The 26,401-nt window shown below is 62.7% G+C and carries 29 protein-coding genes and 2 pseudogenes; 12 read left to right on the top strand and 19 right to left on the bottom strand.

The window, feature by feature from the left end; translation table 11 throughout:
* Positions 1–101: 101 nt before the first annotated feature.
* Positions 102–701, top strand: a complete 600-nt coding sequence (locus NKI47_RS23615; protein WP_198023528.1) for a transglutaminase-like cysteine peptidase — start codon at positions 102–104, stop codon at positions 699–701.
* Positions 702–1,003: 302 nt separating this feature from the next.
* On the opposite strand, the gene NKI47_RS23610 is transcribed toward NKI47_RS23615, so the two are convergent.
* On the bottom strand, positions 1,004–1,900 hold the full coding sequence (locus NKI47_RS23610) for a LysR family transcriptional regulator (protein ID WP_023674806.1): 897 nt from the start codon (positions 1,898–1,900) through the stop codon (positions 1,004–1,006).
* 96 nt (positions 1,901–1,996) lie between these two features.
* Between NKI47_RS23610 and NKI47_RS23605 the strand changes: the two are divergent.
* Together NKI47_RS23605 and NKI47_RS23600 are read left to right on the top strand one after the other, a co-directional pair.
* A pseudogene (locus NKI47_RS23605) lies at positions 1,997–3,172 on the top strand (MFS transporter); the annotation flags it as partial.
* A 41-nt stretch (positions 3,173–3,213) separates the two neighbouring features.
* On the top strand, positions 3,214–3,960 hold the full coding sequence (locus NKI47_RS23600; protein WP_023674804.1) for an SDR family oxidoreductase: 747 nt from the start codon (positions 3,214–3,216) through the stop codon (positions 3,958–3,960).
* A gap of 57 nt (positions 3,961–4,017) precedes the next feature.
* Here NKI47_RS23600 and NKI47_RS23595 read toward each other — a convergent pair whose 3' ends face one another.
* Positions 4,018–4,545, bottom strand: coding sequence for a gamma carbonic anhydrase family protein (locus tag NKI47_RS23595; protein WP_023674803.1), 528 nt, complete (start codon positions 4,543–4,545; stop codon positions 4,018–4,020).
* 18 nt (positions 4,546–4,563) lie between these two features.
* A complete protein-coding gene (locus NKI47_RS23590) occupies positions 4,564–4,908 on the bottom strand; it encodes a DUF6949 family protein (RefSeq protein ID WP_023674802.1) in 345 nt (114 codons plus the stop codon).
* 119 nt (positions 4,909–5,027) lie between these two features.
* Between NKI47_RS23590 and NKI47_RS23585 the strand changes: the two genes are divergently transcribed.
* Complete coding sequence (locus tag NKI47_RS23585; RefSeq protein WP_023674801.1) at positions 5,028–5,759, top strand: hypothetical protein; 732 nt, start codon at positions 5,028–5,030, stop codon at positions 5,757–5,759.
* A gap of 264 nt (positions 5,760–6,023) precedes the next feature.
* On the opposite strand, the gene NKI47_RS23580 is transcribed toward NKI47_RS23585, so the two are convergent.
* Together NKI47_RS23580 and cysE are read right to left on the bottom strand one after the other, a co-directional pair.
* On the bottom strand, positions 6,024–6,227 hold the full coding sequence (locus tag NKI47_RS23580) for a DUF3126 family protein (RefSeq protein ID WP_023674799.1): 204 nt from the start codon (positions 6,225–6,227) through the stop codon (positions 6,024–6,026).
* Positions 6,228–6,437: 210 nt separating this feature from the next.
* Complete coding sequence (gene cysE / locus NKI47_RS23575) at positions 6,438–7,286, bottom strand: serine O-acetyltransferase (RefSeq protein ID WP_023717455.1); 849 nt, start codon at positions 7,284–7,286, stop codon at positions 6,438–6,440.
* A gap of 159 nt (positions 7,287–7,445) precedes the next feature.
* Here cysE and NKI47_RS23570 point away from each other — a divergent pair, with 159 nt between their 5' ends.
* The gene (locus tag NKI47_RS23570; protein WP_023674797.1) at positions 7,446–8,060 is read left to right on the top strand and encodes an HD domain-containing protein; all 615 of its coding nucleotides are present in this window, start codon (positions 7,446–7,448) and stop codon (positions 8,058–8,060) included.
* A gap of 42 nt (positions 8,061–8,102) precedes the next feature.
* On the opposite strand, the gene NKI47_RS23565 is transcribed toward NKI47_RS23570, so the two are convergent.
* The 4 genes from NKI47_RS23565 to NKI47_RS23550 form a co-directional block, all read right to left on the bottom strand.
* Positions 8,103–8,474 (bottom strand): hypothetical protein, encoded by a 372-nt coding sequence (locus NKI47_RS23565; RefSeq protein ID WP_156937280.1) that lies wholly within the window; start codon positions 8,472–8,474, stop codon positions 8,103–8,105.
* A 133-nt stretch (positions 8,475–8,607) separates the two neighbouring features.
* Positions 8,608–9,375, bottom strand: coding sequence for an alpha/beta fold hydrolase (locus NKI47_RS23560; protein WP_023674795.1), 768 nt, complete (start codon positions 9,373–9,375; stop codon positions 8,608–8,610).
* A gap of 20 nt (positions 9,376–9,395) precedes the next feature.
* Complete coding sequence (locus NKI47_RS23555) at positions 9,396–9,959, bottom strand: DUF192 domain-containing protein (RefSeq protein ID WP_023674794.1); 564 nt, start codon at positions 9,957–9,959, stop codon at positions 9,396–9,398.
* Between the two features lie 19 nt (positions 9,960–9,978).
* Positions 9,979–10,575 (bottom strand): cold-shock protein, encoded by a 597-nt coding sequence (locus NKI47_RS23550; protein ID WP_036238076.1) that lies wholly within the window; start codon positions 10,573–10,575, stop codon positions 9,979–9,981.
* Positions 10,576–10,790: 215 nt separating this feature from the next.
* Between NKI47_RS23550 and gloA the strand changes: the two genes are divergently transcribed.
* The gene (gene gloA, locus NKI47_RS23545) at positions 10,791–11,231 is read left to right on the top strand and encodes a lactoylglutathione lyase (RefSeq protein WP_023674793.1); all 441 of its coding nucleotides are present in this window, start codon (positions 10,791–10,793) and stop codon (positions 11,229–11,231) included.
* A gap of 105 nt (positions 11,232–11,336) precedes the next feature.
* Here the strand turns inward: gloA and NKI47_RS23540 are convergent, their stop codons facing one another.
* The 5 genes and pseudogenes from NKI47_RS23540 to NKI47_RS23520 all read right to left on the bottom strand — a co-directional run bounded on the left by NKI47_RS23540 (position 11,337) and on the right by NKI47_RS23520 (position 14,077).
* Complete coding sequence (locus NKI47_RS23540; protein ID WP_023674792.1) at positions 11,337–11,717, bottom strand: DUF2255 family protein; 381 nt, start codon at positions 11,715–11,717, stop codon at positions 11,337–11,339.
* Positions 11,718–11,730: 13 nt separating this feature from the next.
* Positions 11,731–11,931 (bottom strand): annotated as a pseudogene (locus tag NKI47_RS23535) (alcohol dehydrogenase catalytic domain-containing protein); the annotation flags it as partial.
* A 17-nt stretch (positions 11,932–11,948) separates the two neighbouring features.
* Positions 11,949–12,713: an SDR family NAD(P)-dependent oxidoreductase gene (locus NKI47_RS23530; RefSeq protein ID WP_352593819.1), complete on the bottom strand. Its 765-nt coding sequence runs from the start codon at positions 12,711–12,713 to the stop codon at positions 11,949–11,951.
* Positions 12,714–12,755: 42 nt separating this feature from the next.
* A complete protein-coding gene (locus NKI47_RS23525) occupies positions 12,756–13,742 on the bottom strand; it encodes an aldo/keto reductase (RefSeq protein ID WP_352593818.1) in 987 nt (328 codons plus the stop codon).
* 2 nt (positions 13,743–13,744) lie between these two features.
* The gene (locus NKI47_RS23520) at positions 13,745–14,077 is read right to left on the bottom strand and encodes a carboxymuconolactone decarboxylase family protein (RefSeq protein ID WP_352593817.1); all 333 of its coding nucleotides are present in this window, start codon (positions 14,075–14,077) and stop codon (positions 13,745–13,747) included.
* Between the two features lie 235 nt (positions 14,078–14,312).
* Here NKI47_RS23520 and NKI47_RS23515 point away from each other — a divergent pair, with 235 nt between their 5' ends.
* On the top strand, positions 14,313–15,206 hold the full coding sequence (locus tag NKI47_RS23515) for a LysR family transcriptional regulator (RefSeq protein ID WP_352593816.1): 894 nt from the start codon (positions 14,313–14,315) through the stop codon (positions 15,204–15,206).
* A 233-nt stretch (positions 15,207–15,439) separates the two neighbouring features.
* Complete coding sequence (locus tag NKI47_RS23510) at positions 15,440–15,733, top strand: DUF2218 domain-containing protein (RefSeq protein WP_023674787.1); 294 nt, start codon at positions 15,440–15,442, stop codon at positions 15,731–15,733.
* Between the two features lie 8 nt (positions 15,734–15,741).
* Here the strand turns inward: NKI47_RS23510 and NKI47_RS23505 are convergent, their stop codons facing one another.
* Positions 15,742–16,314, bottom strand: a complete 573-nt coding sequence (locus NKI47_RS23505) for a DUF1697 domain-containing protein (protein ID WP_352593815.1) — start codon at positions 16,312–16,314, stop codon at positions 15,742–15,744.
* Positions 16,311–17,567 (bottom strand): threonine ammonia-lyase IlvA, encoded by a 1,257-nt coding sequence (gene ilvA / locus NKI47_RS23500; RefSeq protein WP_352593814.1) that lies wholly within the window; start codon positions 17,565–17,567, stop codon positions 16,311–16,313. The genes NKI47_RS23505 and ilvA overlap by 4 nt, the downstream gene beginning before the upstream one ends.
* Before the next feature lie 128 nt (positions 17,568–17,695).
* On the opposite strand from ilvA, the gene NKI47_RS23495 reads away from it, so the two are divergent.
* The 3 genes from NKI47_RS23495 to NKI47_RS23485 all read left to right on the top strand — a co-directional run bounded on the left by NKI47_RS23495 (position 17,696) and on the right by NKI47_RS23485 (position 21,563).
* A complete protein-coding gene (locus tag NKI47_RS23495) occupies positions 17,696–19,090 on the top strand; it encodes a hypothetical protein (RefSeq protein WP_352593813.1) in 1,395 nt (464 codons plus the stop codon).
* Between the two features lie 103 nt (positions 19,091–19,193).
* Positions 19,194–20,267, top strand: a complete 1,074-nt coding sequence (locus NKI47_RS23490; RefSeq protein WP_352458455.1) for an alpha/beta hydrolase — start codon at positions 19,194–19,196, stop codon at positions 20,265–20,267.
* A 132-nt stretch (positions 20,268–20,399) separates the two neighbouring features.
* Complete coding sequence (locus tag NKI47_RS23485; protein ID WP_352570885.1) at positions 20,400–21,563, top strand: alpha/beta hydrolase; 1,164 nt, start codon at positions 20,400–20,402, stop codon at positions 21,561–21,563.
* A 261-nt stretch (positions 21,564–21,824) separates the two neighbouring features.
* Here NKI47_RS23485 and ade read toward each other — a convergent pair whose 3' ends face one another.
* The 3 genes from ade to NKI47_RS23470 all read right to left on the bottom strand — a co-directional run bounded on the left by ade (position 21,825) and on the right by NKI47_RS23470 (position 25,698).
* Positions 21,825–23,636 (bottom strand): adenine deaminase, encoded by a 1,812-nt coding sequence (gene ade, locus NKI47_RS23480; protein WP_352593812.1) that lies wholly within the window; start codon positions 23,634–23,636, stop codon positions 21,825–21,827.
* A gap of 547 nt (positions 23,637–24,183) precedes the next feature.
* Positions 24,184–24,636 carry a cupin domain-containing protein gene (locus NKI47_RS23475; protein WP_352593811.1) on the bottom strand — a complete coding sequence of 151 codons (453 nt, stop codon included), beginning with the start codon at positions 24,634–24,636 and terminating at the stop codon, positions 24,184–24,186.
* Positions 24,637–25,215: 579 nt separating this feature from the next.
* Positions 25,216–25,698 carry a class I SAM-dependent methyltransferase gene (locus tag NKI47_RS23470; RefSeq protein WP_352593810.1) on the bottom strand — a complete coding sequence of 161 codons (483 nt, stop codon included), beginning with the start codon at positions 25,696–25,698 and terminating at the stop codon, positions 25,216–25,218.
* A 351-nt stretch (positions 25,699–26,049) separates the two neighbouring features.
* Between NKI47_RS23470 and NKI47_RS23465 the strand changes: the two genes are divergently transcribed.
* Positions 26,050–26,382, top strand: a complete 333-nt coding sequence (locus NKI47_RS23465) for a tyrosine-type recombinase/integrase (protein ID WP_352593809.1) — start codon at positions 26,050–26,052, stop codon at positions 26,380–26,382.
* Positions 26,383–26,401: the final 19 nt, after the last annotated feature.

Genomic DNA, 26,401 nt, shown 5'->3' with positions numbered 1-26,401 from the left:
TTCTATTGGCGTTTTACTTAATGTCTACTTCGCGCTTTTGCGTCAAATAAATCCAGCCGTGTCATTGTCTCCTCAAACGGGGAGACTGAATAATGAACAGGATGAGGGGCAAGCTGTTGCTGGCGGCAATAGCGATGCAGCTTTTCGGTTGGGGGACTGTAAACGCGGCGGAGCCGGCCTTCATGCACACCGGCGGCCGCACCACGCAGCCGGTCGGACACTACGAATTGTGCCAGCAGCTTCCGCAGGAATGCAATCAGAGGACGCCTGGCCGGGCACCCGTCGAGCTGACCCGCAAGCTGTGGGCAACGATCGTCAAGGTCAACAATTCGGTCAACAGCAGGGTCGCGCCGCGCACCGACATGGAAATGTGGGGCAAGGAGGAAGTCTGGTCCTTTCCCAATAGCGGCTTCGGCGACTGCGAGGACTATGCGCTGGAAAAGCGCCGCGAGCTGATGAGCATCGGCGTGCCGGCCGGCGATCTGCTGATGACGGTGGTGCGCCAGCGCAATGGCGACGGCCATGCGGTGCTGACCGTGCGCACCAGCCTTGGCGAGTTCATCCTCGACAATCTCCAGCCCAAGGTGCTGTCCTGGACCAATACCGGCTACACCTACTTGAAGCGCCAGTCCGAGCGGAATTCCGGCGCCTGGGTGACGATCAACGACGGCCGCTCCGACGCGGTCGCCAGCGTCCGCTGAGGACGCCAAGGCATGTCGCCCAAAAGTGCGTAGCGGTTTTGGGATAACGACATGCATAAAACAGAGGTTAAGTGCGTCGCATGACTTCGCGCTTTAGGAGAAACCCGGTCGAGTCCCCACCCTCCCCGTCCCCAACGACCGGGTTTAAGGAGCCGGCCCCGTCCCCGGGCCGGCTCCACCATTTCCGGGTGGAACACATCTCGATACAGTTGTCTCGGCTTTGCCTCCAACTGCGCTTCGTCATCCAAGCTGTCTCACGATCGTTTGTGGGATACGAGCTGCCGTTTGCCGTCGAAACGCTGTTACTTGCCCCTGATACGGAACGCGTCGACAAAGGCGGAAAACGCCGGAGAGGGATGGCGTCGGCTTGGATAGTACAGGTGGTAGCCCTGGAACGTCGGGCACCATTTGGTCAGGACTTCCTGAAGAAGGCCACTCTCAATGTGTGGAAGGACGAGTTCACGCGGTAGATAGGCCAAGCCCACTCCGTCAAGCGCGGCCTGGATCGCCGGCCCCATGTTGTTAAGCGTCAGTTGCCCCTCGACCCGAGCACTGAACTCGCGCGCTCCTTCCCGCAATTCCCAGGCATAGACCGATCCTGACGTCGGCAGCCGGTAGTTGATGCAGTTATGGTCGGTCAGTTCCTGCGGCGTCTCCGGCGGTGTCCGGTGGGCGAAGTAATGGGGTGAGCCGACCACAGTGTAGGTCACGTCGGCTCCGATGCGCACGGCTACCATATCCCGGGCAATGGACTCGCCCAGACGCACGCCGGCATCGAACTGGCGCTCGACGATGTTGGTGAAGGCGTTGTCGACCACCAGCTCGACATTGATATCGGGGAAGTCGCTCAGGAACTTTGGCAGCCGGGCGCGGAAGACAATGTCGACCGAATCGTCGGTGCACACCAGGCGAATGTTGCCGGACGGCCTGTCGCGAAGGACGCCGAGAGCGCTGACCTCAGCCGCGATGCCTTCGAAATGTGGTTCGATGCCTTCCTTGAGGCGTTGACCGGCCGCCGTCGGGGCCACGTCGCGCGTGGTGCGAGACAGAAGACGGACGCCAAGCCGCGACTCCAGCGACTTGATCGTGTGGCTAAGGGCCGAAGGAGTGACCCCGAGCTTGGCGGCTGCTCGGGTGAAGCTCCGCGTCCGGGTGATCTCCAGGAACGCGCGCATTTCGGCGAACTCGTCGCGTGGCATTGATGAGCCTCATTCACAACCACATCAAAATTATACCCGCTAGTCGCATTTGGCCAGCCCGACTACTTAGCTCGGGAACGGACAGGAGACTGCCTTATGACCATCGATTTCGTGCTGGACGAGGCCACTGCTGCTGACAGCGGGACGACCCCATGGTCTGCGGTGGTCTGCCTGTCGCTTCTGACCTTCCTTCTGGTCGGACTGGAGTTCCTGCCGGTGAGCCTGCTCACCCCGATCGCTCAGGATCTGGCCGTCTCCGAGGGTCAGGCAGGCCAGGCAATCGCGGTATCCGGATTCTTCGCCGTGGTTACCAGCCTCTTCGGCAACTCGCTGTTGCGAAACGTCGATCGACGGACGGTGGTTCTGGTCTATACGGCAGTGCTGGCCGCATTGAGCCTGGCGGTGGCGCTTGCTCCCAACTTCCTGGTCTTCCTGGCCGGGCGGGCGCTGGTCGGCATCGCGATCGGCGGTTTCTGGTCACTGTCGACGGCCATTCTGGCCCGCCTGGCCGCGGGACCCGACCTGCCTAAGGCCATTGCCTTGCTCCAGGGTGGCACTGCCTTCGCATTGGTGATCGCCGCGCCCGTCGGCAGCTTCCTCGGATCGCTGATCGGATGGCGGGGAACCTTTTTCGTCACTGTCCCCATCGGCCTTGCGGCGCTCGTGTGGCAGTTGGCCGTTCTCCCGAAGATGCCGCCGATAGAGATCGCCTCGGTGTCGAGCATGTTCGGCCTGCTGCGGAATCGCAGATTCGCCATCGGCATGGGCGCGACCGGGCTCGCTTTCATCGGGCAGAACGCGCTCTCGATCTATCTGCGGCCGGTTCTGGAAAACGTGACGGGCCTTGAGGTCAACACCCTCTCACTGGCTCTATTGGGCGTCGGCCTCGGTGGCGTGGCGGGACTGTCGATTGTCGGCTTCATACTCCGGCGGCACCTCACAGCCGTGCTGATCGGGCTGCCGAGTGCACTCGCGGTCTTCGCTCTACTGCTGATTGCCTTTGGACCGTTTGCACGCGCCACGGCCGGCCTGCTGGTTCTTTGGGGACTGTTCGCTACCCCGATCCCGGTGGCGTGGAACACCTGGATGAGCACGCTCATCCCTGAAGACCTGGAGGCCGGGGGCGGACTCCAGGTCGCCCTGATCCAGTTCGCGATCGCAGGCGGCGCTATTGCAGGAGGCCTGCTGTTCGACGTGGCCGGCTGGTGGAGCGCCTTCCTTCTCGCCGCCGTCCTGCTCACGGGCTCGGCCTTGCTCGCCGCCTCGGCCGGCCCCGCACCTGAACTCTTTCAATTCTTGTCTAGGAGAATCTCATGTCCGAAGGAATCGAGAACAAGGTCGTCGTCATCACCGGTGCCAGCAGTGGCCTCGGTGAAGCGACGGCACGCCATCATGCCGCACGAGGCGCTTCCGTGGTCCTGGGTGCACGCCGGTCACACCGCATCGACGCCCTTGTCCAGGAACTGACCGCCGCTGGGCACAAAGCCAAGGCCGTTACTACGGACGTCACCGACGCCGGCCAGGTCCAGAACCTGGTGAACACGGCGGTCCGGGAATTCGGCCGCATCGACGTGATGCTCAACAATGCGGGCCTCATGCCGTTGGCCCCGCTCGAACGGCTCAAGGTCGACGAATGGGACCGGATGATCGACGTCAACATCAAGGGCGTCCTTTACGGCATCGCGGCCGCGCTTCCGTACATGAAGGAGCAGCGATCGGGGCACATTATCAATGTCTCATCCGTATACGGCCATGTGGTCGACCCGGGTGCGGCGGTCTATTGCGCCACCAAGTTCGCGGTGCGTGCGATATCCGAGGGTCTGCGGAAAGAGGTGAAACCCTACAATATCCGCACCACGGTGATCTCGCCGGGCGCTGTCAGCACAGAGTTGCTCGAGCATATCAGCGAGAAGGATATCCAGCAGGGGACCAGGGACTTCGTGAGCAAGATCGCCGTGGGGCCAGATACGTTTGCCCGAACGGTCGCCTTCGCGATCAACGAGCCCGACGACGTCGATATCAACGAGATCTTGTTCCGGCCGACCGCCCAGCCGGTTTGACTTGGAAGGGGTTATGCTTCGATATCTTAAGGCCCGGCTCCGCCATTTCCGGGTCGGCTATGCCTTCCTCAACCCAGCCCTAAACCGCCTGCCGTTTGCCACATAATGCGCGGCCGAGGCGCGCAGCCTGGCGACTGCGGCCTCGTCGAGCATCCTGACGACGCGCGCGGGTGAGCCGACGATCAGCGAATTGTTGGGGAATTCCTTGCCTTCGGTGACCAGCGCGCCGGCGCCGACCTGCGAGTTGTTGCCGATTTTCGCGCCGTTCAGCACGATGGCGCCCATGCCGATCAGGCTGTTGTCGCCGATGGTGCAGCCATGCAACAAGGCGCGATGGCCGATCGTGCAGCCTTGGCCGACGGTCAGCGGAAAGCCGGCGTCGGTGTGCATGATTGTGTGCTCCTGCACGTTTGTGTCGGCGCCGATGACGATCGGCTCGTCGTCGCCGCGGACGACGACGCCGAACCAGAAGCCGGCATTGCGGCCAATCCTGATATTGCCGATCAGGGTGGCATCGGGCGCGATCCAGTTGCTGTCGGCGTCCTCGAAGGCGGGCGCTTTTCCGTCAATCGCGTAGATCGGCATTGCTGTCTCCAGATCGTCTCACACCGACAAGCTGCCAGACCCTAGAAGCGAAGCCGCCCAGGACGCAATGGCGATCACCACCATGCCCAGCGCCAGCGCCCAGATGGTCGCCGTACAGCCGTAGGAGATCAGCCCCAGCACCGAGATGCGACGCTCGCGCCAGGCGTCCAGCGCCTCGTTGGCGAACATCAGCGGCCCGGCGCAAGCCGTCGCGGCGAGTGAGCGCAGCATGTGCTTCGACGATACATAGGGTTGGACGAAGGCAAGCCTACGGCCGGCGATCAGCTCCATCGCCGATCCGGCCAGGCCGCAAGCCGTCAGCCCAGCCATAAAACTGAATATGATTTGTTCGACGGGGCCCATCTTTACCCTCCGTTTACCATGAAATCGCACAGTCGCCCGCAAAAGCTGCGAAGCAAGCGCCGTGCCGGGCCGAGATGTGCCGCTCAGGCACACCCGATGGACGGTAAACGAGGGTCGCGATGAAGCAGGCAGCCGCCACAGAGGGCCCGCAACTCAGCGTCGTCGATTCGACGCTGATGAAGCGAGTGTTTTATGCGTTCGCGACGCTGGCGCTGCTTTCGGTGGCGATCAGCCTTGGCGGCAAATGGTTCGGCCGCTCGATCGCCATGGCCGGGTACACCGACGACACCACGGCCCACAAGGTCGTCATCGGCAACAACGTCATCGCCGTGCCGGCCAATGTCATCCGCTTTGCCCAGGCCCGGCGCGACGGCATCGCCTCGCGGCTCGACCTCTATCTGCGCTATCCCGAGATGGACGGCTACAGCGAGGGTGCCCGCAACGACTTCAACCACACCGGACCCAGCAAGGACATCGTCTTCCTGTCGTTCGAGCCGCAGATGATGTCGCGTGACATGAGCGGCCGCTTCGCGCCGATCTACAGCGCGCTGATCGCCAAGCCGGGTACGCCCGGCCCTGGCGGCACCACGCTTTACGCCTTCAGCGAAAAATCAGGCTATCTCAACGAAGTGCTGGCAGTCGCCGATCGCCCCGGAAAGGATCCGTTCGTCGCACGCTGCCTGAGCGGCCCGAGCGCGGACGAATCGCTGGCGCCCTGCGAACGCGACATCCTGGTCGGCGACAATCTCAGCCTTACCTACCGCTTCCCCCGGGAATTCCTGGGCGACTGGCAGGGGCTCGACGCGGCGATTTCTGCCGAAGCAGCGCGTGTGCTGAAGACCGGGCGGTAAGCAACGAAACGAGCCGTTCCGTAGCGATCCTTCGCGCCCCTCTCTGTCCTACCGGACATCTCCCGCACGAGGGGGGAGATCGGCCGTCATCTTGGCTTTCGCCAATCTCCAATGTTGCAGGAAGAGTGCAGCGCCGAGGCTGCCAATCTCCCCCTCGTGGGGGAGATGGCCGGCAGGCCAGAGGAGGGCGCTGTCCCGCCGGCGTCCTGCAAGGTTCCGTACCGCCGCAGCGCTTGAGGCATAGCGGCCAGCTAAACTCCCAGCTCAGGCCAGATCGATGTCGAGGATCGCCATCGAGAAATTATAATCGCCGTCGTCCTCGTCCTTGAAGACGATGCCAAGGAACTCGTCGCCGACATAGACCTCGGCCGAATCTTCCTTGCGCGGCCGCGCCTTCACTTCGAGTTTAGGGTTCTGGAAGGTGCGCTTGAAATAGGCGTCCAGCTTTCTGATTTCGTCCGGCTTCAACAGTCTTCTCCGATCGTCGCTTGCTAAAGTGCGTCGCGTCTGAAGAGACGATGCGACGCGCTTTAAATCTTGCTTCATGCATGTCGCTATCCAAAAACCGCTGGGCACTTTGGGCGACATGCATTGGTGAGCGCGCTTCTGGCACGTCGACAATGGCCATGTAAAGGCAAGCCGGCATGGGGGGCAGGAATTCAGCCCCTGCCCGAGCACTCAGATGTCGAAGCTGACGACGTGGTCCATCGTCTGCGATGGCAACAGCTGGTCCATCTGCCGCGAAGGCTGGTCGCAGCCGGTCTCGCCGACGACGCGGGCCGGCACGCCGGCAACCGTCTTGTTGTGCGGTACCGGCGACAGCACCACCGAGCCGGCCGCGATCTTCGAGCAATGGCCGATCTCGATGTTGCCGAGGATCTTGGCGCCGGCGCCGATCAGCACGCCGTAGCGGATCTTGGGATGGCGGTCGCCGCCGGCCTTGCCGGTGCCGCCCAGCGTCACGCCGTGCAGGATCGACACGTCGTCCTCGATCACCGCCGTCTGGCCGACGACGAGGCCGGTGGCGTGGTCGAGGAAGATGCCCTTGCCGATGCGGGCAGCCGGATTGATGTCGGTCTGGAACACCGAGGACGACCGGCTCTGCAAATACAGCGCGAAGTCCTGGCGGCCCTGGTTCCACAGCCAATGCGCCAGCCGGTGCGTCTGGATGGCGTGAAAACCCTTGAAGTAGAGCACCGGCATGATGAAGCGGTCGCATGCCGGATCACGGTCGTAATAGGCCTGGATATCGACGCGCACCGTCGTCGACCAGTCCTTGTCGTCGGCCGCCATCGCCTTGAACGTCTGGCGGATGAGGTCGGAGCCGATGTCCTGATGGGCGAGGCGCTCGGCCAGCCGGTGAATGACCGCTTCTTCCAGGTTTTCCTGATTGAGGATGGTCGAATAGAGGAACGCCGCCAGCAGCGGATCGCGGTTGACCGCTTCCATCGCTTCGTCGCGGATCGAACGCCAGATCGGATCTACCGGCTGCACCCTGGTGGGACGGGAAATCGTAACGCTGTTCATCTGATGTCTCCGGCCATCCAATGTCTCGGCCATCCAATGTCTCGGTTGGCGGCTTGCCTATTCTCCGGCCGCACCTATAAGCCAGATCATAGCACGGGTGAACTCAATTTTCCTTAGTGCTTCGTGAAATGGATTTGGTTGGCGGAATTTCAAGCAGCCATGGAAAACGCAACCTTGATGGACGAGACCCTGAAGCGCGAGCTTTCCGCGCTCTATGAGGCCGAAGATCGCCACTACCACGACCTTGGCCACATCGAGGCGATGCTGGCGCTGGCCAATGATTACAAGGCGTTGTTGCATGATCCTGAAGCTGTCGAGGCAGCGATCTGGTTTCACGACGCGATCTACGACAGCCGCGCCAAGGACAATGAGGCGAGGAGTGCCGAACTTGCCGAGGAAAAGCTCGCCGGTCGCGCCGATGCACAACGCCTCGGCCACATCGCGGCGATGATCACTGCCACCGCCGGCCACGAATTGCCGCCCCTTGGCGACCAGCATTCGGTTCGCGACGCGGCGCTGTTCCTCGACATGGACCTGGCGATCCTGGGTGCTGCGCCCGACGTGTTCGACGCCTACGAGCAGGCGGTTCGCCGCGAATATAAGTGGGTCGATGAGCCGATGTGGCGGGCCGGCCGTGCCGCAGTGCTAGAGGGCTTCCTCGCGCGGCCGCATATCTTCCACAGCGAGGAATTCCGCCGGCGCTTCGAAACCCAGGCCCGGCATAACATGACGCGCTCGCTCAGGGCGCTGGGGCACAGCCCGCGCCGATCGTAGCCCGACGCGTCGCTCGCTTGCCTGCCGGAGAGTTGCCCGAAATCAGGTAAACGCGCCGATGGTCGATGCCATTCCCCACAGCATGAACACCCCGGCCGCAAGCGACGCGCCGTTGACTACGATGCCAGCCAGACCGAGCACACGACTGTCGTTCGAACGACCGAGCGCCATCAACCCGAAAACCACGCCGGTAAGATGTGCCAATGGCCCGGCCAGAAAAAATACGGCGGCGAAGAAGCCTGTCGCACTGTTCTGGAGCAGTGGGGACGCGTCGCTCGGCATTGCTATCAATGCGGTGATCGCAATCGCCCCTGCCGCCAATGCGGTCAGCGCTAGAATAACGGATCGTTTGCCGAACGTGCTTTCCGCAACAACGCCCGGCAAAGCGGCGTCGCTTCTTCCCCATTGTGCCATCGTACCCCCTGCCCTCGTTCAGCGCGCGGCGGGTTTGAACCGATCCACACGTCGCTCTTATTAATTCCTGTATCGTTGCAAAACCGCTAAGAATCCCAGCTTCAGGCCCTATGGCCGCTTTTGGAACCATCCATCAAAGCGGATGCTCGGCATAAAACTCCAGCACGCGCTGCTTGAAGGTCTTGTCGCCGACCGCCAGCATATGGTCGCGGCCTTCGATATGAAAAGCCCTGGCGTTGGGCATCAGGGTGGCGAGTTCATCCGGCGAACCACCGATGTCGTCCTTGCTGCCGACGGCGATCAGCGTCGGCTGGGCAATGCGGGCAAGGTCGGCCTCGCTCAGCAATTCGCGCGAGGTGGCGATGCAGGCGGCGAGCGCCCGGCGATCGCTGCGGGTCTGATCGGCGAAGGCGCGGAACGAGCGGCCGCGCGGATCGCTGGTGCCTGCCGGATCGTCGGCCAGAAGGGCGTCGGCTATCGGATCCCAGTCGCCGACGCCGTCGACCATGCCGATGCCGAGACCGCCGAAGACCAGCGTCGCCACCTTCTCCGGGTCGGAGAGCGCCAGGAAGGCCGATATGCGCGCGCCCATCGAGTAACCCATGACATGAGCGCGTTCGATGCCGAGATGGTTCAAAAGCGCTGCCGCGTCCGACGCCATTTTTGCCGGCGTGTAGTCGGCTTCGTCATAGCTCTTCGACGACGAGCCATGGCCGCGATTGTCGAAGGCGATCGCACGGTAGCCGGCGTCGTTCAGCGTCTTGAACCAGCCGGGCGACACCCAGTTGACGTAATGGCTCGAGGCAAAGCCGTGGATCATCAGCACCGGATCGCCCTGCCCCGATGCCGGCTGGCGGTCAAGGAAAGCAAGGTCGAAACCGTCATGGGAGAAGAACTGCATCGGCCGAAGATCCTGCCCGCTCAGTCGGAATCGACACTCGGCGCATCGCCCTTGTCGGGCGGCGGCATGGCCGGCCCCGCCGCCGTGCCGATGGCCGGATGGCGCAGCAGGTCGCCGTCCTCAATGCCCTTTTTGGCAGCCGTGCCCGCCTTGAGCTCGAGCACGAAGCGCACCGGTTCGTCCGGCGAGATGATCGCCTCCGACTGCGGCTCGCCTTGCTCGATCGCCCGGATCCGGCCGTCCTGGCCGACGAAGATCAGGTCGAGCGGCATCGGCGTGTTCTTCATCCAGAAACTCACATCCTGCGGCGCGCCGAACACGAACAGCATGCCGTGATTGTCGGCCATGTGCCGGCGGAACATCAGCCCGGCTTCGCGCTCGGCGGGCGTGTCGGCGATTTCCACGGAAAAAGAACGCTCGCCGGCCTTCGTCACCGCGACCAGCGGCGCCGGGTCGACGGGAAGGATCATCGCCTTGCCGTCGGCGGAACTCGGTTGTTGAAAATAGAAGAACGCACTTGTGGCGACGATGAGGAAAATCCCGGCGCAGAGCGCGCCCGCCGTCACCCGGTTCCTGTGAGCCATATGAAATCCTCGGCCGGAACTAATGCGAGACCGGCAAGGTACCCATATCGGGGTGAATTTCGGCAGCCATAAGGCCTTTGTCGCCGCGTCCGAAGCGGACCAGCACCACCTGGCCCGGCCGGAGTTCGGTGATGCCGTAGCGGCGCAGCGTCTCCATGTGGACGAAAATGTCCTCGGTGCCCTCGCCCCGGGTCAGAAAGCCGAACCCCTTGGTACGGTTGAACCATTTGACCAGCGCCCGTTCGAGGCCGCTTTCCGGCGTCACCGCGACATGGGTGCGCTGCTCCTGTAGCTCCGCCGGATGCACCGCCGTGGTGACATCCATCGAGAGCACGCGGAAGGCCTGCAGCCCGCGCTCGCCCTGCTTGACCAGGCAGACGACACGGGCGCCTTCCAGGGCGGTCTGAAAACCATCCTTTCGAAGGCATGTCACATGGAGGAGGATGTCGCCCGAAGTACCATCATCGGGAAGGATGAAACCGTAGCCCTTGGCCACGTCGAACCATTTGATGGCGCCGGCGATTTCGACGAGATCGGCCGTATCGGCGCTCTCATCCCGCTTCAACGTATCGTTACCGGCCCCGTCCCGCCCCATGAAAGAGGCCTTTTCCCCCATAAGAACGCCCCCTTTTTTCAAGAAACACTGCAACTGATTCTTGGTATCAGATTAACACCGCGGCTTCCGGTGTGTGCAAGACCTGACGTGCCTTTTTTCACGGTTCCGTACAGGAATAGCGGATTTGCCGTTTGCCGGCGCCGGCAAACGTGGCCAATTGCCCTTTGGCCGGGCCGCCCCTATGTTGCGCCGCAACGCAACATAAGGAGGAAATCATGCGCTATCTGCACACCATGGTCCGCGTCGCCGACATCGATGCTTCGCTCGATTTCTACTGCAACAAGCTTGGCCTCAAGGAAGTGCGCCGTCACGAAAACGAGCAAGGCCGCTACACGCTGATCTTCCTCGCCGCCCCCGAAGACGAGCAAAGCGGCATCAGCGAGAAAGCGCCGCTGGTCGAACTGACCTACAATTGGGACCCGGAAGACTACAAGGGCGGCCGCAATTTCGGCCATCTCGCCTATGAGGTCGACGACATCTACGCCACCTGTCAGCGGCTGATGGACAATGGCGTTACCATCAACCGGCCGCCGCGCGACGGCAACATGGCGTTCGTCAAATCGCCGGACGGCATCTCGATCGAGCTGTTGCAGAAAGGTCCGGCCAAGCCGAAGGCCGAGCCGTGGGCGTCGATGCCGAACACCGGCAGCTGGTAACCGATCACGCCATCTTGAGCCGGCATTGCTGGGCGGGTTGTGTCTAATGGGGAGGATCGCTCGGCAAGCCTTTGGCTGGTGAGCCGTGGTCCTTCGGTGAGCTTGCTACTCAGGCAGCAGCGGTACAATCCTGACGGTGGCGGACCGAGCGCGCGCACCGATCATCGGGCTAAGGTACGGGTTTCCGCGATGCTTCGCCCGATAGGCGTCATCGATACGGTCGTTGATCGGCCCGTCGACCGGCTCGAAGGCGACGTCCTTCGTCATGCGAGCGGCGATGATCCGTCCGCCCTTCTGCCGGATGGCGGCTTGGTACCATCGTGAGTCCTGTCCATTGTAGCCGCGCGCATAGAGGACGCCGTCGACTGCCACGGACCAGATCCAGGTTGGGGTGCCATATGTCACGCCATCTTCCCTGAACGGCGCAATGTGCAAGTTGTCGGCTTCGGCGATCTCGCGCAATTCGTCTTCAGACCATCTCGTCATGTCTGGGCCTCCCCTCTTCGACGAGTCCGCAATATTCATGTCCCATCGGTGTCGGCCCGGAGGACGCTTGCAGGCCGCGGTAGGGCCAGAGGTCCGACCCGCATACGCAGGTCGCCGCGATCCGGATGATGGCATCGGTCGAGGCCAGGATTTTCGGCTCGGCACGGTCCTCCAAACCCACGTCTCCCGGACCGTATAGAACTGCTCCTTGCATGGTTTTCCTCGTCCTCTTCAGCGCATGACAAAACCGCCGTCCACCGAGATGGACTGGCCGGTCACATAGCTCGCAGCGTCGCTGCAGAGCCACAGGACTGCATTCGCAATTTCCTCGGGGCGGCCAACCCGTCCCATCGGAATGCTCTTTTCCATCGCCCTGAGCGCATCGCCCTGACCGCCGGCCACCATCTGGTCGGCCATCGGCGTCCAAATGAGCCCTGGGCATATGGCGTTGATACGGATGCCGCGTGCTGCATATTCGAGAGCCGCGCTCTTGGTGAACCCAAGCACTCCGTGCTTGGCGGCATGGTAGATCCCGCGCTCGGCACCTCCCACAAGTCCCCCGAGTGAAGAGCAATTGACGATCGCGCCGCTACCCTGGTTGCGCATCTGCTGCAGTTCGAATTTCATGCAGCTCCATTCGCCGCGGAGATTGATCCCCATGACTCGGTCGTAATCTTCCCGGGTGGCGTCGGCCGTTTCCGCGAGGACATTCTGCACGCCCGCATTGTTGTAGGCGGCATCGAGCCGGCCGAAGGCCGCGACCGTATGCGCGACCATGGCTTCGACCTGTGCGTCATCGGCGACATCGCAACGAATGGCGAGGACCTTATGGCCTTGAGCGGTCAGTTCATCGACCGCAGCACGCACCGCGTCTTCGTTCCAGTTGGCGAGCGCGACGGACGCCCCCGATTCCGCGAAGGCTTTCGCTGTGGCGAGGCCCAGTCCGGACGCCGCGCCTGTCACCAGCGCGACCCTCCCCTCGAATGCAATGTTCATGGAAATATCTCCTGTAAATGTGTCGGTTCGGCGTGTGCGCCGCTAACGCCGCGTGAGCTCCGCCTCCACCTGGGGGTAACGGTCGCCTTCCACGGTGATTTGCGCGGCAGCGTCCTCGATGTGCCGTAGATCGTCGGGCGAGAGCTCGATCCCTGCCGCGGCGATGTTCTCCTCGAGCCGGTTGAGCTTGGTGGTGCCTGGGATTGGGACGATCCAGGGCTTTTGCGCCAGCAGCCAGGCGAGCGCGATCTGTGCGGGCGTCGCGCGTTTCTGCGCGCCGATTCTTTCCAGCAGGTCGACCACGGGGCGGTTCGCCTTGCGGGCCTCGGGCGTAAAGCGCGGCAAGCTGGCGCGGTTGTCGTTACCGCCGAAGCTGGTGGTTTCGTCGATCTTGCCGGTGAGGAAGCCCCTGCCCAGCGGGCTGTAGGGGACGAAGCCGATCCCCAGTTCCTCGCAAGCGGGCAACACCTCCGCCTCGGGCTCACGCCACCACAGGGAATATTCGCTCTGGATCGCCGCGACCGGCTGAACCGCATGGGCGCGGCGGATGGTCGAGGCGCCTGCCTCGCTGAGACCGAACTGCTTGACCTTGCCTTGCGCGATCAGGTCCTTCATCGCGCCGGCGACGTCCTCGATCGGCACGTCGGGATCGACCCGGTGCTGATAGAACAGGTCGATCGCCTCGACCCGCAGCCGCTTCAGCGAGTCTTCGGCCGCTTGCCGGATGCGTTCGGGGCGGCTATCGAGCCCGCTGGATCTGCAGCGACTGAAGTCGTGGCCGAACTTGGTGGCGATGACGACGTCCTTGCGGAACGGCTCCAGCGCCTCCCCCACGAGTTCCTCATTGGTGAACGGACCATAGACCTCGGCGGTGTCGAAGAAGGTGACACCGCGCTCGACCGCCGCCCGGACGAGCGCGATCGTCTCCTGACGGTCTGGAGCCGGGCCACGGTGATAATTCAGGCCCATGCAGCCCAGCCCGATGGCCGAGACCACAAGGCCGCTGTCACCGAGCGTGCGGTTCTGCATTCTCATTCTCCCGTGTCGGTTTCTTCGAAGACCTTGCGCGCGATTCCGACCGCCGTGCTGGCGGTGGGCCAGCCGGCGTAGAAGGCGAGATGGATGATCGTCTCGACCAGTTCGTCGCGCGTGACGCCGTTCTGGAACGCAAATTTCAGGTGGAACGGCAACTCGTTTGTCCGGTAGAGGGCGATCAGCGTCGCCACTGAGATCAGGCTGCGGTCGCGCGGCGACAGGCCGGGCCGCTTCCAGACATCGCCGAACAGAACGTCATCGGTGTAGCCCGCGAGCGTGGGAGCGATGTCCCCAAACGGACTGCAGAAGGCTTTGGGCTTTTCGCTCATCGGAGACTCTCCTTGGTGGGCCCGGCGAGATATTCCTCATCTGTCACTTTCTCCGTCCACTCGACCGCCTTGCCGTCGAGGGCTTCGGTGACGGGAAGATGGGTCATGGCCGTGTGGTGGGCGTCGCGCCGTGCGCGTTGTGTGGCAGGCTGTTCTGCTCGCAAGCAATATAAGGGTCGCCCAATCATGCGATTAGGTGCTAGTTTGTGCATGTACTTGTGAGTGAGATTCAGCAATGGCTCGAGCGAACCTCAACGATCTTGCCGCCTTCGTCATGGTCGCCAGCGAGCGAAGTTTCACTCGGGCCGCCGCCAAGCTCGCCATCTCTCCATCCGCCCTGAGCCACGGGATGCGTGCGCTCGAAGAGCGCCTGGGAGTTCGGCTGCTCACGCGGACGACCCGCAGCGTGACGACGACAGAGGCGGGTGAACGCCTCCTTCGGACCTTGGCTCCGCGGTTCGCGGAGATCGACTTCGAACTCACGGCGCTCAGCGAATTGCGGGAGAAGCCGGCCGGCAACATCCGTATTACGACGGACGAATATGCCGTTGGGGCCGTGCTCTGGCCCGCGCTTCACAAGCTGCTTCCGCGCTATCCCGACGTAAAATTGGAGATCGTCATCGACTACGGCCTGACCGATATCGTCGCGGAGCAATACGACGCCGGCGTGCGGCTCGGCGGGATGGTGGCCAAGGACATGATCGCCGTGCCCATCGGACCGAATTTGCGCATGGCAGCGGTCGCGGCGCCGTCCTACTTCGCCGGACGCCCAATGCCGCGAACGCCTCAGGATCTGACGAGCCACGACTGCATCAATCTTCGCCTGCCGACCTATGGCGGACTTTATGCATGGGAATTTGAGAAGAACGGCCGGGAGCTGCGGGTGCGCGTCGACGGACAACTGACGTTCAACAGCGGGAATCCGATGTTGCAAGCCGCTCTGGATGGTTTCGGCGTGACTTACTTGCCGCAAGGCCAGGTTCAGCCCTACCTCGACAGCGGCCAACTCGTCCAAATGCTCTCGGACTGGACTCCGCCCTATTCGGGATATCACCTCTATTACCCGAGCCGACGCCAGCCGACGCCCGCGTTCAGCATCGTTGTGGAGACCCTGCGATACCGGGGCTGACGCGGGAGAAGATCGGCGGTCAATCGACCTGAGTTAATGATCGCGAGCACGTTCGTCCGCGCGGTCCGCGTCGGGCGCCTATGTGTCGCGAGTTTTGGCCCCGCCTGGGGGCGGATGCGTCCGGCAGCCTTTGCCGATCCGCGAGACGGCACCTATCTATCCGGTTGTCGCGCCCGCCTCCCAGGCTGGCGCCCAATCACGCCAACAGGGGCGTGCCCCAGGAGAATTCATTTATGCCGACCAGCCATGTCGACGTCGCCACCGAACACGCCAGCCGCTATCTGCAGCAGCTGTGCAAACATTGGGCGCACAAGTTTCCCGTCGAATTCGACCCGAACCACGGCACCATCGATCTGACGCTCGGCCGCACGGTTCTCGATGCCGACCCGGCTGCGCTGCACATTGCAGTGACGACCGATGAAGCCGGCTCGCTCGAGCGCCTGGAAACGGTCGTCGCCGAGCACATCAAGCGCTTCGCCTTCCGTGAAGCGCTGGCATTCGACTGGAAACGCGCTCCGGCCGCGTAGACGACCTGTCAACCGCCGGCCTTGGCCATGTCCAGCAGCATCAGCACGGTGCGCCAATTGCGCGCCGTGCCCGGCACCTTCAGAACGCGCGGAATGAGATTGGCAAACACCGATTTGCCGAGCCCGTCAGGCGCATGCAGGTAGAGCACGTCGCCCTTGATCTCGAAGCGTTCGGGCCCGGTGCTTCTTTCCGCCAGCCGGGCGACCTCCTCGGCGGTCGGCCGGCGCTCCAGCGCATAGGCATGCAGCTTGGTCGGCTCGCCGGCCACTTCCGGATAGGGATTGTCCGCCGCCAGCCGCTCGAGCCAGCCGAGATCGCGCACCACGATGCGTGAATGGAACCCCCATTTCTTCTCGAATTCCGCTTCCAACCGCTTGGTCAGCGTCGCCGCATCGCCATCTGGCGACCGGAACACGGCGTTGCCGCTCTGTACATAGGTGGCGACATCGGAGAAGCCGAGCTGCTCGAAAAATGACCTGAGTTCCGCCATCGTGACGATGCGGTTGCCGCCGACATTGATGCCGGAAAACAGCGCGATAAAAACGTTCGCCGGAGCGTTCGGAAGATCGTTGCTGCTCATATGATGAACCCGGCGAGCGTCTCGTTGTCTGTGATGTCCTGGTAATGGACGCTCTCGGCGTCGAAATTCGCCTTGAGCAGGTCGAAATTGCGGCGGTCCTTGGTTTCGATGCCGATCAGCACCGAACCGAAATTGCGCGCCGATTTCTTCAGATATTCGAAGCGGGCGATGTCGTCGTCGGGACCCAGCAATTCGAGGAAATCGCGCAGCGCGCCGGGCCGTTGCGGAAAGCGGATGATGAAGTATTTCTTCAAGCCCTCGAAGCGCAGCGCCCGTTCCTTCACATCCGGCAGCCGCTCGAAATCGAAATTGCCGCCCGACACCACGGCAACGATGGTCTTGCCCCTGATTTCCTTCCTGGAAAAATCCTTGAGCGCATCGATCGCCAGCGCGCCGGCCGGCTCGAGCACGACGCCTTCGACATTGAGCATTTCGATCATGGTCGCGCAGAGCCGGTTTTCCGGGATCAGCCGCACGGTGTCGGCGGCAAACTCCCTGAGGTGGCGCAGCGGCTCGCGGCCGATCTCGGCCACCGCCGCGCCGTCGACGAAATTGTCGACCTTGGCGAGCTTGACCCGCTTTCCGGTGGCGAGGCTCTCGCTCAGGCTCGGGGCGCCGGCCGGCTCGCAAAAGACGAAACGTGTTTCTCGCTGCTGGTCGGCGAAATAATGGGTGACGCCGGCGGCCAGGCCGCCGCCGCCGACCGGCAGCATGACGATATCAGCCATGCGCGCACCGGGCATCTGGCCTGATATCTCGTAGGCGACGGTCGCCTGCCCTTCGATGATGTCCTTATGGTCGAACGGCGGCACCATGTGGGCGCCGGCAGTTTCGGTGAATTCAAGTGCCGCGCGATAGCAGTCGTCGAAGAAATCGCCGACCAGCCTGATCTCGACGAACGCGCCGCCGAACAGCCGCGTCTTGTCGATCTTCTGCTGCGGCGTGGTCACCGGCATGAAGACGACGCCCTTCTTGCCGAAATGGCGGCAGACGAAGGCAAAGCCCTGCGCATGATTGCCGGCCGAAGCGCAGACGAACAGCTCGGCATTGTTACCGGCAGCGAGCGCCTTGCGGAAGAAGTTAAAGGCGCCGCGGATCTTGTAGGAGCGCACCGGCGTCAGGTCCTCGCGCTTCAGCAGCACCCGCGCGCCGGTCTTCTTCGACAGATAATCGTTTTCCTGCAGCGGCGTCTCCGGAAAAATCTCGCGGATCGCCGCAGCGGCAGCAGCGACGCGAGAGGAGAAACTGGTCATGGCAAGAGCACCCCACAGGCTACGCGAGTTCGGTCCCGCTATTGCATATCCGGCCTCGTGAAGCCATTGTCCGGCCGCCCCGAAGGTGCATTTCCGGAATCAACGTAAGCATTTGGGGGCGTTTGCTCATGCCTGTCGCATCGGTTGCCCGGAAAACCGTGTCGCTGCCGGAATTCGGCGAGCCGACGGTGATGCCGCTGGTTACGCGCGCCACCTATGAGGCCCGCATCGCGGCACTGGTCGCGCGCGGCGGGTTCGATGCCTTCGTCGTCTATGGCGACCGCGAACATGCGGCCAATGTCGCCTACCTCTGCGGCTACGATCCGCGCTTCGAGGAGACGCTGCTGGTCATCGTTCCCGGCAAGCCGCCGAAACTGCTGGTCGGCAATGAGGGCTGGGGCTATGCCGAGATCTGCGATGGGCCGTACGAGCGCGTGCTCTACCAGACGTTTTCGCTGCCGGCGCAGCCGCGCCACCGCTCGCAGGCGCTTTCCGACATCCTTGCCGATTGCGGCCTGAAGGCCGGCCAGCGCATCGGCGCCATCGGCTGGAAGCCGTTCGGCCCCGGCGATGCGGGTTTTGGCGAAACGACGCTCGACCTGCCGTCCTTCATCGCCGACACGCTGCGTACCCTTGCCGGCGATAGGGGCACGGTCGTCAACGCGGCGAACCTTTTGATGAACCCCGCCGACGGCCTGCGCGCCATCAATGAGGCCGACCAACTGGCCGCGTTCGAATTCGCCGCGACCTATTCCTCGCAAGGCCTGCGCAACGTCCTGCAAGGCATCCAACCCGGCATGACCGAATTGCAGGCGGCGCGGCTGATGGGCATCAACGGCCTGCCGCAATGCTGTCACCCGATGCTGTCGACCGGCAAGCGTGCGGCCTATGGCCTGCCGAGCCCGCGCCTCGACATCATCAAGCGCGGCGACCCGATCACCATGGCCTATGGCATCCAGGGCTCGCTCAATGCGCGCGCCGGTTTTCTGGTCGAGGACGCGGCCGAGCTTCCGAGGGGCATCCAGGACTATGTCGAGAAGCTGGTCGCGCCCTATTTCTGCGCCGTCGTCGACTGGTACGAGACGGTCGGCATCGGCGTTCCCGGCGGCGCGTTGTGGCAAGCGGTGCACGACCGCATCGGCGATCGGTTCTTCGGCGTAGCGCTCAACCCCGGCCATCTCATCCATATCGACGAATGGATGCATTCGCCGGTATTTTCCGGCTCCGACATCAGATTGAAGTCGGGCATGGCCTTGCAGGTCGACATCATCCCGGCGACCGGCACCGATTATTTCACCACAAACATCGAGGACGGCATCGCGCTGGCCGACGAGGCGCTGCGCGAAGAGATCGCGGTGCGCTATCCCGAAGCCTGGCGCCGCATCGAGGCGCGCCGCGCCTTCATGACCGACGTGCTCGGCATAAGGCTGAAGCCGGAAGTACTGCCGTTTTCCAACATTCCGGCGTTCCTGCCGCCGTTCTGGCTTTCGCGCAACAGTGCGATGGCAGTCGCGAGGCGCTGAGCGCATTTCGGCGCCTGCGACTTACTTCCGCCGCACTTGGCCTGTCCGGGAGGTGCGGCGGAGGTGGATGGGCCTTTGGTCAGGCCGGAGTGGAATTGCTTAAGTGCCCTTGAAGACGATTTGCATCATTCTCATTGCCGCGCTGCTCGCCGGCTGCGGCGGGCGCCAAACCGAGGAACTGCTCGGCAGCGCCATGATGGCGGTGCCGGTGACGGAAATCGCCGGCAACCACTCGATCTTCATCGCAACCACGCGCAAGCGCTCCGACGATCCCGACAAGGTCTTCGACGGCGAGCGCTCGGCGACGCTGAACTATGCCCGCGTCAACGTCACCGTCCCCGGTATCCACAAGACAGGCCAGATCGAGCGGCGCTCGCGCGGCAAGTCGGACGATCCGGCCAAATACTTCATGGCTTCCGAGGTCGTCGGATACGACACCCAGCCGAAATTCTCCAGCGCGCTCAGCGCCGACATCGCGGCGCGCGGCGGCCGCGTCATGGTCTTCGTCCACGGCTACAACACCGGCTTCGACGACGCGGTCTACCGCGTCACCCAGATCACCCATGATTCCGGCTATCCGGGCACGCCGGTGCTGTTTTCCTGGGCGTCGGGCGCCAAGACCACCGACTATGTCTACGACAAGGAAAGCGCCAGCGTTGCCCGCGACCAGCTGGAAGTGACGCTGAGAATGCTGGCGCAGACCGGCGCGCGGCGCATCGACATCGTTGCCCATTCGCTGGGAACCTGGGTCACCATGGAGGCGCTGCGCCAGCTTGCCATTACCGGCGACCGCGATCTCGGCGGCAAGCTCGGCGACGTCGTGCTGGCCTCGCCAGACATCGACGTCGACGTGTTCAAGAGCCAGATGCGCCGCTACGGCAAGCCGGACAAGCCGTTCATCCTGCTGCTCTCCGACGACGACCGGGCGCTGCGGCTCTCCGGCCTGATAGCCGGCGCGCGGCCGCGCGTTGGCGACTACAAGGACGCCGCCGACCTCGCCAGCTATGGCGTGTCGGTCGTCGATCTCTCCAGCGTCAAGGGAGCCGACCGCTTCAACCACACCAAATTCGCCGACAATCCGGAATTGGTGCAGTTGATCGGCCAGAAGCTGCGCGAGGATGACGGGTTTGCCAGCGACCGCGAGGTGACCGACCGGATCGCCTCGGTCGGACAATAGCTGCATTGCGCGGCAGTGATTGTTGACCATTGCCGCACCATCGGAACAGTTTGAACTGGACCGTGCCGGGCTCTGCCTCTATCGAATAGGCCAAGACGTCTCCGGCTCGACGTCGCCTTTGCGGGAGCCCGCGTGACCGTGCCTTCGAAGATCTTTCTCGTCGTTGCGTTCGCGCTCGCGCTGGCAAGCTGCGCCGGCCAGAACACCCATGATTTGCTCAACAAGACGACGATCACGGTGCCTGCTGCCGATATCGCGGCGACGCATCAAATCTTCGTCGCCACAACCCGGCAAAAGGCAATGAAAGCGCCCCGGCAGGTGTTCGACGGCGACCGTTCGCCGACCACCAGCTTTGCCAGCGTCGAGGTGACGGTGCCCAAAATTCACCAGCTCGGCGCCATCGAGCGGGTCAAGGGCTCGGCCAACAGCAATCCGGCGAAGGATTTCACGGCGACCGGCGTCACCTTCTACGAAGGCGCGCCGCAATTCGCCAAGGCGGTCGGCGCCGATATCGCCATGCGCGGCGACCGCGCGCTGGTTTTCGTGCACGGCTTCAACAACGGCTTCGACGACGGCATCTACCGGCTGACGCAGATCGCGCATGACACGAAATACCCAGGAACGCCGGTGCTGTTTTCGTGGGCGTCGAGCGGCAAGACGACCGGCTACATCTACGACAAGGAAAGCGCCAATGCGGCGCGCGACGATCTCGAAGCGACGCTGCGCATGCTCGCCAAGAGCCGCGCCAAGAGCATCGACATCATTGCCCATTCGATGGGGACCTGGGTGACCATGGAAGCGTTGCGCCAGCTTGCCATCACCGGCGACCGCGACCTCGGCGGCAAGCTCGGCTACGTCATCCTGGCCTCTCCCGACATCGACGTCGACGTGTTCAAGAAGCAGATGATCCGCTACGGCAAGCCCGACAAGCCGTTCGCCGTGCTGCTTTCGGGCGACGACCGGGCGCTCAGGCTGTCGACCCTGATCTCTGGCGACAAGCCACGCGTCGGCGACTATGGCGACGCGGCCGATCTCGCCAGCTATGGCGTCTCGGTGGTCGACCTGACCAAGACCAAGGGCGGCGACCGGCTGAACCACGCCAAATTCGCCGACAACCCGTTCCTGGTGCAGCTGCTCGGCGACCGCCTGCGCGCCCCGGCCGGCCTTGCCTCCGAAGAGACCGCGCCGGCCCAGCTCGACAACCTCGGCCAGGGCCTCGGCAAGGCCGTCGGCTCGGTCGCCGAAATCGTCATCACCACGCCGTTCAAAGTGCTGACCATCGCCACCGGCGGGTGAGCAGACCTCTGCTGCCAATCGGCAACGTTGGTGGTTGGCCGCGAGTCAATAAAAACGCCCTGTAGCGATCCTTCGCGCCCCCCTCTGTCCTGCCGGACATCTCCCCCTCTAGTGGGGAGATTGGCCGCCACTTTCGGCTTTCGCCAATCTCCAACTCTGACGAACAACGCGCTGTCGACGAAACTGCCAATCTCCCCCCTTGAGGGGGAGATGTCCGGCAGGACAGAGGGGGGCGCTGTCCCTCCAGGGTTCAGTGATTCTTCAAACGAACAAATCAACCTTCTGGAAAGTCGTCACGTCGATCAGGCCGACGTCGGAAATCCTGAGCTCGGGGATGACGACCAGCGCCAGCAGCGAGTGCTGCATGTAGGCGTTGTTCAGCGAGCAGCCCATCTGGCGCATGGCGTCGCTGAGTTTGTCCGCCTTGGCGGCGACGATTTCCGCCCGCTCGTCCGACATCAGCCCGGCGATCGGCATTTCGACCAGCGCCAGCTCCTTGCCCTTGGAGAACAGCACGACGCCGCCGCCGACCTCGCCCAGCCGGTTCACCGCCAATGCCATGTCCTGCTTGTTGGTGCCGACGACGATGATGTGGTGGGCATCATGCGCCACGCTCGAGGCCATGGCGCAGTCGCCGATGTAGCCGAAGCCGGAGACGAAGGCGTTGGTGACGCCGCCGGTGCCCTTGTGGCGCTCGACCAGCGCGATCTGGCAGACGTCGTTGCGACGGTCCATGGCGACCAGCCCGTCCTCGACGGCAAGATCGGCCTCCAGCGCCCGCGTCGGCGCCTGGTTCTCGATGACGCCGATGACCCGCACCCGCACCTCGTTGGCGCCCATGGGTGCGGCGATGTCGAAGTCGCCGGGTTTGAGCTTCCTGCCGAGCTTGACGGTGTTCTTCGCCGTCTTCGGATAGTCGTAGGCCGGAATGTCGATTTCGAGCTTGCCGCCCTTGGCCAGCCTGACGCCGCGGCCATAGACCTCGTCGATGGTCATTTCGGCCAGGTCGGAGATGATCAGCAGATCGGCGAGCCGTCCCGGCGCGATCGAGCCGATCTCGCGCTCCAGCCGGAAATGCTGGGCGGTGTTGAGCGTCGCCATCTGGATCGCCGTCACCGGCTTCAAGCCCTGGCTGATGGCGTGGCGCACGACCCGGTCCATATGGCCTTCGTGCACCAGCGTACCGGAATGGCTGTCGTCGGTGCACAGGATGAAGTTGCGCGGGTCGAGCCCGCTCTCGGTCACCGCCTTGATCTGCGAGGCGACGTCATACCAGGCCGAGCCCAGCCGCAGCATCGCCTTCATGCCCTGGCGGACGCGCGCGATGGCGTCCTCGGCGCGCGTGCCTTCATGGTCGTCCTCGGGGCCGCCGGCGACGTAGCCGTGAAACGGCAGGCCGAGATCGCGCGAGGCATAATGCCCGCCGACGGTCTTGCCGGCCCTCACCGTCGCCGCGATCTCGCCCGACATCACCGGATCATTGGCGGCGACGCCCGGAAAATTCATCACCTCGCCGAGCCCGATAATGTTTTCCCAGGTCATCGCCTCGGCAACGTCGGCGACGGTCAGCTCGGCGCCGGCATGCTCGAGCCCCGGGGCGGAGGGCACGCAGGACGGCATCTGCACGAGCACGTTGACCGGCATGGCGACGGCCTCGTCATGCATCAGCCGCACGCCCGGCAGGCCGAGCACGTTGGCGATCTCATGCGGATCGATGAACATCGAAGTTGTACCATGCGGGATCACCGCGCGGCAGAATTCCGTCACCGTCACCATGCCGCTCTCGACATGCATATGCGCGTCGCAAAGCCCCGGCACCAGATAGCGGCCGCCGGCATCGACCACCTTGGTGCCCTGGCCGATGGCATGGCCGGCGTTCGGCCCGCAATAGGCAAAGCGGCCGCCGGCAATGGCGATGTCGGTGCCGGCGATGATCTCGCCCGAATGGACGTTGACCCAGCGCCCGTTGCGGATGACGAGATCGGCGGGTTTGCGGCCCATGGCGACATCGACCAGATGCGTCGCCATCTCGGCCCAGGGTTTTGGTTTCGTCGCATTGGCGGTCTTCGGCATCAACAGGCTCCTCTTTGCCCGACTGTGCCAAGCCGCGAGGATTTTGACCAGCGAGGAAGTAAGCGCGGACGGCGAAGTTGCAGATCTCCCCCCTTGAGGGGGAGATGTCGCCGAAGGCGACAGAGGGGGTCGGGACGTCCTGACGCGAACCTTTACCGCGAAACAAAACAGGCTGGCGCTCGACGCGCGACGACCCCCTCTGGCCTGCCGGCCATCTCCCCCTCAAGGAGGGAGATCGATGCGCCATGGCCTTCGCCAATCGCCAAGGGCATTTTGTGCCGGCCGCAGCAACTTTGTTCTTGCTTTGTGCCGGCAGCTATGCTACTAATTTGGGTATGGTGCCAATTGGCTCCAACGACCCGCCTCCCGAGGCGGGTTATTCTGTTATGGCGCCATTCACGGCAAAATGGCCCAAACGGAATACGATTCCGTTGCGGCCAATCAGCTTTCGTCTCGTTAGAGGATCCTTCTGAATCGACGGTCGCGGAGTTTGACGCACTCCATCGTTCGAGCCTTCGGCCGGTTCACTCAATTCGATCCCGAACTGTCACTTTTTGCTTGGATCGTCCGCCGGGTTGACGTAGGTGATCTTGAATGGCCCCTCGCCATGAACCTGGATAATCGTATCGCTTGTCGTCCAGGCGAAGTGATTCATTCCGGCCGGCGCGACGCCGAAGCCGCCAGCAGTCAGTTCGACACCTTTCGCCTCGTCGAGCTTATCGCCCATTCCAATATGGAAGTTGCCGGAAAGCACCGTTACGTATTCCGTGGTGGGATGATTATGTGCGGCAATTTTGTAGCCGGCAGGTGTCTTCAACCGCAGCACATAGGCGCCCTCCTTTGAGGGGTCTCCAGCGACAACAGCCATTTCCGCGCCAGCGGGAATGACAGCTGGAGCAGGACCCCATTTGATGTCTTTGGCGTTCATCGGCATCTCATCGGCAAACAGAGGCGCCGTCCCAACAAGCAGCAGTGCCAGGGCAGAGGCAAGCTTGAGCATGACAATCTCCCAATGTCTGTAGAGGACGGCGTCGAGTATCGGCGCGCCGATCCACTTGCCAATTGGAGTCTATCAGGGCAGAGCGCCCGAACGCATCCTGCGAACGGGGGACGCGCATTCGCGGTGGCCGCGGAAGCTGCCGCTAAGAACATTTCCAGGTGAAACGATTTTGTTTGTATCACTGTAGGTGATCGGCCTCGCTAGCTTCCGGTGCCAGATTTCTCTACGGCAGAAGACGGCTTGACGGCCCCTGCCCGGCATCTGAAAAGGACTGGCCTGCGGACGTGCGGAATTGGTAGACGCAAGGGACTTAAAATCCCGTTCTAGTCCGTTGCACCCTCGCAACTAACCCCTCAACGCCTTGTAATTCCCCGGTTTGCGCCGGGGTTTTGCATTTCATTTAATCTCTCCACTCGTGCAACGGATTTTGTGGGAAACACGCCGTTGTGGGAAATCGTGTGGGAAAAGGAGAACAGACGTTCATGGCCAAACCAATCCACATGAATCTGCAGGCCGGCACCGACGACGAGTTAGACAACTACGCCAAGGGTGGCTCCAGAAGAGGAAATCAAATCTAAATCAGCACAATCTTAGAGGTGCGTGAGGCGGTTTCTCAAGCACCAGCACATGACTGCCAAGAGGTGATGTGTGAGTGCTCTTGACCTTGAACCCCTCGTCAGAAAGCGTTTCGATAAATTCGCCATCCGTTCCAGGCGGAACGCGGGCAACAACGTTTGAGGTGCGCCTCACAATATTGGAAAGCACCCTTCGCGCCTTGCCTGGGCCGATGTTGCGCTGCATGTGCTGGTAAACGGCCAGCAGCAGGACGATATCGTACTTCGGCAGAAGGATATTGCCGAGGCGCCGGCTGCCGAGATTCAGGCGATCGAACCGGGCATGTACCGGGGAGCCGCTCAATAGCATTTTTGCCGTTTCGATGTGCGGCTTGGCAATGTCGATCCCATGGATCGAACTCGGTCTCAGCTTCGATATTTCATAGGCGACAACACCCATATTGCAGCCAACATCGAGAATGGATTTCCCAGCATAGTCGATCTCCAATGAGAATATCCCGTCCAGTCTATCCTCCCATGTTCCTGCAAAACCTCTTTTGAACCTTGACCACCACAAATCATCTACTCCTAATATTAGAGAGAGCCGAAATATAGCGCTCGTTACCTTCTACTATTCATAAGTCGTGGCCAAGAAAAGCCTGCCCCACCACAAAAACACAGAAAAACACCATGGACACCACTTTCAAGGGCGCTGCGAGGCAGCCTTGCTGATCTCAACTTGCGGAAACTAGGCGCCCGCATTGGAGTAGGAGAGGACGGTGTTTAGGACATCGCCTTCAAAGCTAGTCCAGCCAACCCCATTAACGCATCACGACCACGATCTCCCGGCAGTCGCCTGATGGCTCAGAACCGCAAGGGCATCCACCGTCTGATGCAGCACAGCGACCTCTGCGACATCGGCAAGTGGGAGGTCATAGAGGTGTGGCGCAGCATCCGCGAACACATCCCGGGGCTGTCCGACACCGTGGTCTACACGACGCGGCATACGTGCTGCTCGTGGCAGATCATCCGTGGCATCGACATCCGGCGCGTCCAAATCTGGATGGGCCACAAGTCGATCCAGACCACCCTGAACTACGCCCACCTCGCACCCAATCACTTGCTCGACAACCTGACCGCGCTCGAAGGTGGCGCGGCTCCGAGGCTCGTGGTAGTGAACGGCAAATCCTAAGCCGACCGTGTGGGAAACC

The organism is Mesorhizobium sp. M0633 (assembly GCF_040320645.1).
Classification (GTDB): domain Bacteria; phylum Pseudomonadota; class Alphaproteobacteria; order Rhizobiales; family Rhizobiaceae; genus Mesorhizobium.
The sequence above is the reverse complement of the archived record's forward strand: the minus strand, read 5'-3'. Positions and strand labels throughout refer to the sequence as shown.